Origin of the sequence: Kineosporia sp. NBRC 101731, from assembly GCF_030269305.1 — a bacterium.
In the GTDB taxonomy this organism is placed as follows: domain Bacteria; phylum Actinomycetota; class Actinomycetes; order Actinomycetales; family Kineosporiaceae; genus Kineosporia.
Genome location: NZ_BSTC01000056.1, coordinates 1 through 382, shown reverse-complemented (window position 1 = coordinate 382; position 382 = coordinate 1). Strand labels below are relative to the sequence as shown.

Here is a 382-nt window from a genome sequence, read left to right as displayed (position 1 = left end):
CTCCCGGGGTACTTTTCATCTTTCCCTCACGGTACTAGTCCGCTATCGGTCACCAGGGAGTATTTAGGCTTAGCAGGTGGTCCTGCCAGATTCACACGAGATTTCACGAGCCCCGTGCTACTTGGGAGACACCTAAGTGAGACCACATCATTTCGGCTACAGGACTAACACCCTCTACGGTCGCCCATTCAATGACGTTCGCCTATGACATGATTTTCTGACTCACCGCACCCATGACAGTAGATGCAAAGACATTCCCACGACCCCGGACATGCAACGCCTGCCAGCTATCACACACGCCCGGTTTAGCCTCATCCGCTTTCGCTCGCCACTACTCACGGAATCACATGTTGTTTTCTCTTCCTGACGGTACTGAGATGTT

1 rRNA gene is annotated in these 382 nt (G+C 52.6%); it reads right to left on the bottom strand.

The window, feature by feature from the left end:
* Positions 1–382: ribosomal RNA gene (locus QSK05_RS36080) — 23S ribosomal RNA — on the bottom strand; the annotation flags it as partial.